Source organism: Corallococcus sp. CA054B, assembly GCF_003611625.1.
In the GTDB taxonomy this organism is placed as follows: Bacteria; Myxococcota; Myxococcia; order Myxococcales; family Myxococcaceae; genus Corallococcus; species Corallococcus coralloides.
On sequence record NZ_RAVY01000308.1, the window covers coordinates 1 to 7,482 of the forward strand.

Genomic DNA, 7,482 nt, shown 5'->3' on the forward strand with positions numbered 1-7,482 from the left:
CCCCGGCCCCCGCGCCCCAGAAGGGGGAAGCGACCGCGGAGGACCGGCGCAAGAAGCTCTTCGGCGCGTTCGACAAGTCCGCCAGGCCCACGGAGCCGGAGGAGCTGGAAGGCGCCGAGGACGGCGACCCGGACGGTGACTCCGCGGTGGCGGAGGGCGAGCGGTACTACGGTCTTCTGAAGTCCCAGGTGCGCCGTCACTACAACGTGGCGGACACCATCCCCGACGCGGAGCGCCTGTACCTCAAGGCGCAGGTGGCCATGAAGCTGGGCCGCGCGGGCGAAGTGCTGGACGTGAGCCTGGCCAAGGCCAGCGGCAACGAGCTGTTCGACGCGGCGGTGGTGGCCGCCGTGCGCAAGGCATCCCCCTTCTCTCCTCCCCCCGATGCGCTTCGCGACGCGCTCCAGAAGAACGGCGTCGTCCTGGTGTTCAGCCCATGAAAGCCCTCCTGCTGTCGCTCCTCCTCGTTCCCGCGCTGGCGCTCGCGCAGGCGCCCGTCATCGAAATCTCCGGCGCGAACTTCCGCCCGCTGCCGCTCGCGGCCCCCGCGCCCGTGCTGCAGGAGGGCGCGGACAAGAAGTCCGCGCAGTCCTTCGACACCGCCTTCACGTACGACCTCACCGCCTCCGGCATCTTCCAGGTGCTGGACCGCGCGGGCTTCACCGCGGACGCCAAGGAAGGCATGACGGCGGGCAGCATCAACTTCAGCCGCTGGGCGGACGTGGGCGCGGAGTCGCTGGTGAAGGTGTCGCTGGCGCAGGACGGCGGCGCGCTGCGCGGCGAGCTGCGCCTGTTCAGCGTGGCCACGGGCAAGGAGGAGCTGAAGGTGGCCAAGGACGCGCCGGCCGGCGAGCCCCGGCAGCTGGCGCACACGCTGGCGGACGCGCTCTACCGGCACTTCACCCGCGAGCCGAGCCCCTTCCTGTCGCGCATCACCTACGTGCGCAAGGCGGGCGCCAACCGCGACGTGTACGTGGCGGACTGGGACGGCATGAACGCGCAGGCGCTCACCAAGGGCGGCACGCACATCCTCCCCACGCTCAGCCCGTCCGGACAGGTGGCCTTCACGTCCTACCGGAAGAACCGGCCGGACATCTACGTGCAGTCCCCCGGCGGCGAGGCGAAGCCGCTGGTGACCGAAGGCCAGATGGCCACGGGCGTGGCGTACTCGCCGGACGGCAAGCGCATCGCCTACGCGCTGGCGGAGGGTGAGAGCGCGCAGATCTACGTCGCCTCGGCGGACGGCTCCGGCGCGAAGGCCGTCACGGACACGCCCTACGGCCTCAACACCAGCCCCACCTGGTCGCCGGACGGCAAGCGCATCGCGTTCGTGTCCAACCGGGGTGGCAGCCCGCAGGTGTACGTGATGAACGCGGACGGCTCCGGCGTGAAGCGGCTCACCTTCCAGGGCAACTACAACCAGACGCCGGACTGGTCGCCGCGCGGGGACCTCATCGCCTTCACCGCTCGCGACGAGCGCAACGCGTTCGACCTCTTCACCGTCAACGTGGACACGGGCAAGGTGACGCGCCTGACGCAGGACCAGGGCAACAACGAGGAGCCCACCTTCTCCCCCAACGGCCGGCTCATCATCTTCAGCACCAACCGCAACGGCGGCGCGCACCTGTGGGTGATGACCTCCGAGGGCAACAACCAGGTGCCGCTGCCCATGGAGAAGGGCAACTGGCTGACCCCGGACTGGGGCACCGCCCCGGCGGCGAAGTAGTCCGTCACGGCGGGTGACGTTGACAGGGGGGACGCGCCGGAGTGCATTGCGCGCTCCATGAGCGCTCCCCTCCCCGCCCACAAGACCCACTGGGGGCTGGACCCCCAGGTCGTCTTCCTCAACCACGGCTCGTTCGGCGCCTGCCCCAAGCCGGTGCTCCAGCACCAGTCGGAGCTGCGGGCCCGGCTGGAAGCGGAGCCCGTGCGCTTCCTCGCTCGGGAGCTGGAGCCGCTGCTGAACGAGGCGCGCGCCGCGCTCGGGGCGTTCGTGGGCGCGGACCCGGACGACCTGGCGTTCGTGCCCAACGCCACCACGGGCGTGAACACCGTGCTGCGCAACCTGCGCTTCCAGCCCGGCGACGAGCTGCTCACCACCGACAACGAATACAACGCGTCCAGGAACGCGCTGGACGTGGCCGCCGCCGAGAAGGGCGTGAAGGTGGTGGTGGCGAAGCTGCCCTGGCCCGTGACGTCGCCGGAGTCGGTGGTGGACGCGGTGATGGCGCAGGTGACGCCGCGCACGCGACTGCTCCTCGTGGATCACATCACCAGCCAGACGGCGCTGGTGATGCCGCTGGCGGAGCTGGTGCGCAGGCTGCGTGAGAAGGGCGTGGAGACGCTGGTGGACGGCGCGCACGGGCCGGGCATGGTGCCGCTGGCGCTCCAGGAGCTGGGCGCGGCGTACTACACGGGCAACTGCCACAAGTGGCTGTGCGCGCCCAAGGGCGCCGCGTTCCTGTACGTGCGCCGCGACCTGCAGCCGGACTTCAAGCCCATGGTGGTGAGCCACGGGCACAACTCGCCGCGCTCGGACCGCTCGCGCTTCCGGCTGGAGTTCGACTGGGTGGGCACGGTGGACCCCACGCCCTTCCTGTGCATCCCCACGGTGATCCGCTTCATGGCGGGACTCGTTCCGGGCGGGTGGCCGGAGGTGATGGAGTCCAACCGGGAGAAGGTGCTGGCCGCCCGGCGGAGGTTGGACGCGAAGCTGGGCAACGCGGCGCCGCTGTGCCCGGAGTCCATGGTGGGCAGCATGGCGTGCGTGGCCCTGCCGGACGGCTTCCCGGAGCGCCCCGAGCCGCCGCTCTACGTGGACCCGCTCCATGTGCGCCTGTTCGAGGAGCACCACATCGAGATCCCCGTCACCGCCTGGCCCCGGGCGCCCAAGCGGCACCTGCGGCTGTCCGCGCAGCTCTACAACACCGCCGCGGACTACGAGGCGCTGGTGCGTGCTTTGGAAGCGCTGCTGCGTTGAGTAGTGTTCGCGGCATGCCTCGCTTCGCATCCATCGATATCGGGACCAACTCCGTGCTGCTGCTGGTGGCGGACCGCCAGCCGGACGGCCGCTTCCAGGCCGTGGTGGAGCGCGCCGAAATCACCCGCCTGGGCCGGGGCGTGGACACCAGCCGCGTGCTGTCCTCCGAAGGCATGGAGGCCACGCTGGCCGTGCTGGTGGCCTTCGCCAACGAGGCCCGCGAGCTGGGCGCGGAGGCCATCGCCGTGTCCGCCACCAGCGCCGCGCGCGACGCGAAGAACGGCGCGGACTTCATCGCCCAGGCCAAGGCCCGCGCGGACGTGACGGTGGAGATCATCCCCGGGGAGATGGAGGCGCAGCTGTCCTTCGCCGCGGTGGCCCAGGACTTCTCCAGCGAGGCCGCGGGGCCGCTGCTGGTGGTGGACATTGGCGGTGGATCCACGGAGTTCATCTACGGCAGCGACGCCGGCACGGTGGCCTTCCGTCACAGCTTCGACGTGGGCGCCGTGCGGCTCACGGAGCGCTACGTGCGCACCGACCCGCTGTCCCCCGAAGAGCGCGGCGCCATCGAGGCGCACCTGCGCGACACCTTCTCCGCCCTGCCCCCGCCTCCCCCCGGCGCGATGCTGGTGGGCGTGGCCGGCACGGTGACGACGCTGTTCGCCGTGCAGCACCAGATGGCGACCTACGACGCGGAAGCGGTCCATGGCGGCACGCTGTCCCGGGGCGAGCTGGACGCGCTCACGGACCGGCTGTGCGCCATGCCCCTGGACGCGCGGCGGACGCTGCCGGGCCTCCAGCCCAAGCGCGCGGACGTCATCCCCGCGGGTGCCCTCATCCTGCGTGAAGCGGTGAGGGCGCTGGGCCTGGATGCGTGCCGCGTGAGCGACCGCGGCCTGCGCTGGGGCCTCCTGGCACACCGCTTCGGCTCCGGCTCCTCTCGCTCATGAACGCCTCCTCCCCCGTCGCTCCGTCCAGCTCGCACGCCACGCAGTCCGTGCGCGCGGGCTACGCGCTGTTCATCCTCACGCTGATCAACCTGGTCAACTACCTCGACCGGTACATCATCGCCGTCGCGCTGCCGGAGATTCAGAAGGACTTCGGCATCAACGACGCGCAGTCCGGCCTGCTGGGCACCGTCTTCATCGTCGTGTTCATGCTGGCGTCGCCCCTGGGCGGCTTCCTGGGGGACCGCATCCCCCGCCGGCTGCTGGTGGCGGGCGGCGTCGTCCTGTGGAGCCTGGCCACGGGGGCCAGTGGCCTTGCGTCCAGCTTCACGGCGCTCCTGCTGGCGCGCGCGGTGATTGGCATTGGCGAGGCGGGCTATGGCGCGGTGGCGCCGTCCATCATCTCCGACCTGTATCCGCGCGAGCAGCGCACGCGGATGCTGTCGTACTTCTACATCGCCATCCCGGTGGGCTCCGCCATGGGCTACGGCCTGGGCGGGTGGCTGACGCAGACGTATTCGTGGCACGCGGCGTTCTTCGCGGGCGGCGTGCCGGGGCTCGTGCTGGGCGCCATGGCCTTCTTCATGCCGGAGCCCCAGCGCGGCGCCATGGACGGGCCGGACGCGGCGGTGAAGCTGCCGTTCATGGAGGGCCTCAAGGGGCTGGGCCGCAACATGGCCTTCTGGGCCACGACGGCGGGCTACACGCTGATGACGTTCTCCATTGGCGGCCTGGCGTTCTGGATGCCCACGTACCTGGTGCGTGAGCGGCACCTGTGGCTGGAGCACCCGGGCCGCGTGGGGCTGGTGTTCGGCGCCATCACGGCGGTGGCGGGCCTCACGGGCACCGTGGCCGGTGGATGGCTGGGCGACAAGATGGACCGCAAGCGCGCGGGCGGCGGGCTGTGGCTGTCCGGCATCGGCCTGCTGCTCGCGGCGCCGTGCATGTACCTGGCGGTGAACCTGAAGGACACGACGCTCACGTTCGCGGCCATAGGCGTGGCGCAGTTCCTCATCTTCCTCAACAGCGGGCCCATCAACGCGGCCATCGTCAACTGCGTGCCGCCCGCGTTCCGCGCCTTCGCCATGGGCCTCAACGTGCTGTGCATCCACATGCTGGGCGACGCCATCTCGCCCACGCTCATCGGGCAGATCGCCGACATGGCCAGCCTCCACACCGCCATCGCCATCAACGCGGTGCCGGTGCTGCTGGGCGGACTGGCGCTCCTGCTGGGCGCGCGGCTGTTCCGGGACGCCGTGCCCCGCGCACAGCAGCAGGGCTGACCTGCCCTCGTTCGAAACGCCGGGGCCCGGAATGCATCCAAGGCCCCATTCGGTTCACGCGAGCAGGTTCACTGCTCGCCGGGGAAGGAAGCGGAGGCGTTCGTGACGGTCGCGCATTCACACCCGGTGCACGTCTGGGATACGCCTTCGAGCACCCTGGTCGTCGCCTGCGGTCATGCCCAGCAGGCGCCCTCCCCCCATGCCGCCTCGCATCCGCAGGCCGTGCTCGCGCTCTACACGGGCGGGAAGGCCGTCATCGACCAGCGCACCCGGCTGACGGTGTCCGCGGGCGACGTGATGCTCATCCCCGCGGGTGAGAAGCACCGCACGGTGGCGGCCGAGCGGGCGGAGGTCTGGGGGCTCGGGTTCCATCCGTCCGCCTTCACGCACACGGAGGTGGGACCGCTGCTGGCGCCCTTCGAGCGCGTGCGCCAGGGCGCTTCCGCCGTCGTGCCGATTCCGTCCGGGCGCCAGGAGCACCTGGTGCGGCTGCTGTCGGAGCTGCACGCGGAGACGCGCGCACCGCACCGCGCGCTGGGGGAGCAGGTGACGCGCAGCCTCTTCTCCCTGGTGCTCGCGGAGGTGGCCCGCTCCAGCACCTGGACGCCCGTGGAGTCGCGGGCGTCGCTCGCGGGGGATGCGCTCACGTTCATTGAACGGCACTGCCTGGAGCCCATCTCGCTGCGCGAGGTGGCCGCCGCCGTGGGCCGTTCCCCCGCGCACGTCACCACCGCGGTGAAGCAGGCCACGGGCCGCAGCGTGGTGGAGTGGATCATCTCCGGCCGGATGGCGGAGGCACGGCGGCGGCTGATGTCCACGGACGAGCGCGTGGACATCATCGCGGAGCGCGTGGGCTACGCGGACCCCACGCACTTCATCCGCCTGTTCCGGCGCGCGGAGGGGCTCACGCCCGCCGCGTGGCGCAAGCAGCACTGCGCGCCGTCCGCGCACTGACGCGGCGCTCGCTCAATGCGCCTTCTGCCGTGAGGGGGCGGGCTTCCCTGTCACCTGCGTGTAGCGGCGGTCCGCGTCCTCCAGGATGAGGGCGTGGTTCATCATCGCCGCGGCGATGGTGCCCGCGCTGGCCGCCGCGATGGCCGCCTGCATTGGCGTCGTCATGTCCCCCACCGCCACGACCCCGGGCACGGACGTCTCGCCCGTGGGGCCCACCTTCACGTAGCCCAGGTCATCCAGCTCGAGCCCCAGCCGCGTCACCAGCTCGTGCTGCTTCTGCGGCGGCGCGGAGAACATCACGCTCCGGGCGATGCGCGTCCCGTCCTCCAGCTCCACTTCCGCCAGGCGCCCGTCCCTGCCATGCAGCGCGCGGAGCTTCCGCTCCTCCAGGGGGATGCCCAGGGCCTGGAGCCTCTCGCGCTGCTCGGGTGGCACCTCGAAGGCGCCGTGGGTGAAGACGATGAGATCCTTGGACCAGTTCTGGATGATGGGGGCGCCGTCCAGGTACTGCGGGTTCTTCGCCAGCATGGCGAACGGTTGGTCCTGGACCTCCCAGCCGTGACAGTAGGGACACTGGAAGATGCTGGGCCCCCACAGCTCCTTGTAGCCGGGGATGTCCATCATGACGTCCACCACGCCCATCGCCAGCAGGAGGCGCCGGGCCTCCACCGACGTGCCGTCGCCCAGCGCCACGCGGAAGCCGCCCTCGTGCTTCTCCACGGAGCCCACGCGCGTGTCGCGCACCTCCACGTTGGGGTAGGCCTTCAGCTGCTCGCGGCTGATGCGCCGGAACTCCGGCGGCGGGATGCCGTCGCGCGAACCGAAGCCGTGCATGTGCTCCGCCGCCGCGTTGCGCGGCGTGCCCGCGTCACAGAGCAGCACCTTCTTGCGCCCGCGTCCCAGATACAGCGCGGCGTTGAGCCCGCCAGGGCCGCCTCCCACGATGACCACGTCGTATGCCGCCATTGCCCTGCTCCTCGTGTTGATTCCCTTGGAGAAGGAACCTAACGACCGGGCCGGGCCCGGCAGGAGGGCGGGGCTTTCGACGGCATCGGCGGATCTTCCGGTCCGCCTGCTACCTCGCGACGGGCGCGTCGAGCTTCGGCCGGTACTCCTCCGCCAGCCGCTCCACCTCGCCCGCCAGCCGCTCCCCTTCCGCGAGCAGCCGGGCCTTCAGGCGCTTCCGGTTGCCCAGCGTGAAGAACAGCTCCAGGTCATGGCGGATGGCGTCCCAGCGCTCCGCGAACGACAGCGTGAACAGCGCCAGCGGCGGGATGCCCACGAAGGTCCCCAGCCCCCACGCCCATCCGCCCCACAC

The 7,482-nt window shown here is 71.3% G+C and carries 7 protein-coding genes and 1 pseudogene; 6 read left to right on the plus strand and 2 right to left on the minus strand.

Annotation, left to right across the window (positions count from 1 at the left end; translation table 11 throughout):
• From D7V80_RS39295 to D7V80_RS39320, 6 genes are all read left to right on the plus strand, one after another.
• A partial coding sequence (locus tag D7V80_RS39295; RefSeq protein ID WP_147447370.1) for a TonB family protein occupies positions 1–440 on the plus strand: 440 nt, incomplete at its 5' end.
• Positions 437–1,726 (plus strand): LpqB family beta-propeller domain-containing protein, encoded by a 1,290-nt coding sequence (locus D7V80_RS39300; RefSeq protein WP_120592916.1) that lies wholly within the window; start codon positions 437–439, stop codon positions 1,724–1,726. The genes D7V80_RS39295 and D7V80_RS39300, both read left to right, overlap by 4 nt.
• Positions 1,727–1,783: 57 nt before the next feature.
• A complete protein-coding gene (locus D7V80_RS39305) occupies positions 1,784–2,980 on the plus strand; it encodes an aminotransferase class V-fold PLP-dependent enzyme (protein ID WP_120592917.1) in 1,197 nt (398 codons plus the stop codon).
• Between the two features lie 14 nt (positions 2,981–2,994).
• Positions 2,995–3,930 (plus strand): Ppx/GppA phosphatase family protein, encoded by a 936-nt coding sequence (locus D7V80_RS39310; protein WP_120592918.1) that lies wholly within the window; start codon positions 2,995–2,997, stop codon positions 3,928–3,930.
• Positions 3,927–5,210, plus strand: a complete 1,284-nt coding sequence (locus tag D7V80_RS39315; RefSeq protein WP_120592919.1) for an MFS transporter — start codon at positions 3,927–3,929, stop codon at positions 5,208–5,210. Before D7V80_RS39310 ends, D7V80_RS39315 begins: the two co-directional genes overlap by 4 nt.
• 102 nt (positions 5,211–5,312) lie before the next feature.
• Positions 5,313–6,164, plus strand: coding sequence for an AraC family transcriptional regulator (locus D7V80_RS39320; RefSeq protein WP_120592920.1), 852 nt, complete (start codon positions 5,313–5,315; stop codon positions 6,162–6,164).
• 12 nt (positions 6,165–6,176) lie between these two features.
• Here D7V80_RS39320 and D7V80_RS39325 read toward each other — a convergent pair whose 3' ends face one another.
• Positions 6,177–7,130 carry an NAD(P)/FAD-dependent oxidoreductase gene (locus tag D7V80_RS39325; RefSeq protein ID WP_120592921.1) on the minus strand — a complete coding sequence of 318 codons (954 nt, stop codon included), beginning with the start codon at positions 7,128–7,130 and terminating at the stop codon, positions 6,177–6,179.
• A 109-nt stretch (positions 7,131–7,239) separates the two neighbouring features.
• Positions 7,240–7,482 (minus strand): annotated as a pseudogene (locus D7V80_RS39330) (acyltransferase); the annotation flags it as partial.

Excerpts from the sequence above, each read along its gene's own strand:
- D7V80_RS39300 (WP_120592916.1), top strand. The coding sequence starts at position 437 with ATGAAAGCCCTCCTGCTGTCGCTCCTCCTCGTTCCCGCGCTGGCGCTC.
- D7V80_RS39305 (WP_120592917.1), top strand. The coding sequence starts at position 1,784 with ATGAGCGCTCCCCTCCCCGCCCACAAGACCCACTGGGGGCTGGACCCC.
- D7V80_RS39310 (WP_120592918.1), top strand. The coding sequence starts at position 2,995 with ATGCCTCGCTTCGCATCCATCGATATCGGGACCAACTCCGTGCTGCTG.
- D7V80_RS39315 (WP_120592919.1), top strand. The coding sequence starts at position 3,927 with ATGAACGCCTCCTCCCCCGTCGCTCCGTCCAGCTCGCACGCCACGCAG.
- D7V80_RS39325 (WP_120592921.1), bottom strand. The coding sequence starts at position 7,130 with ATGGCGGCATACGACGTGGTCATCGTGGGAGGCGGCCCTGGCGGGCTC.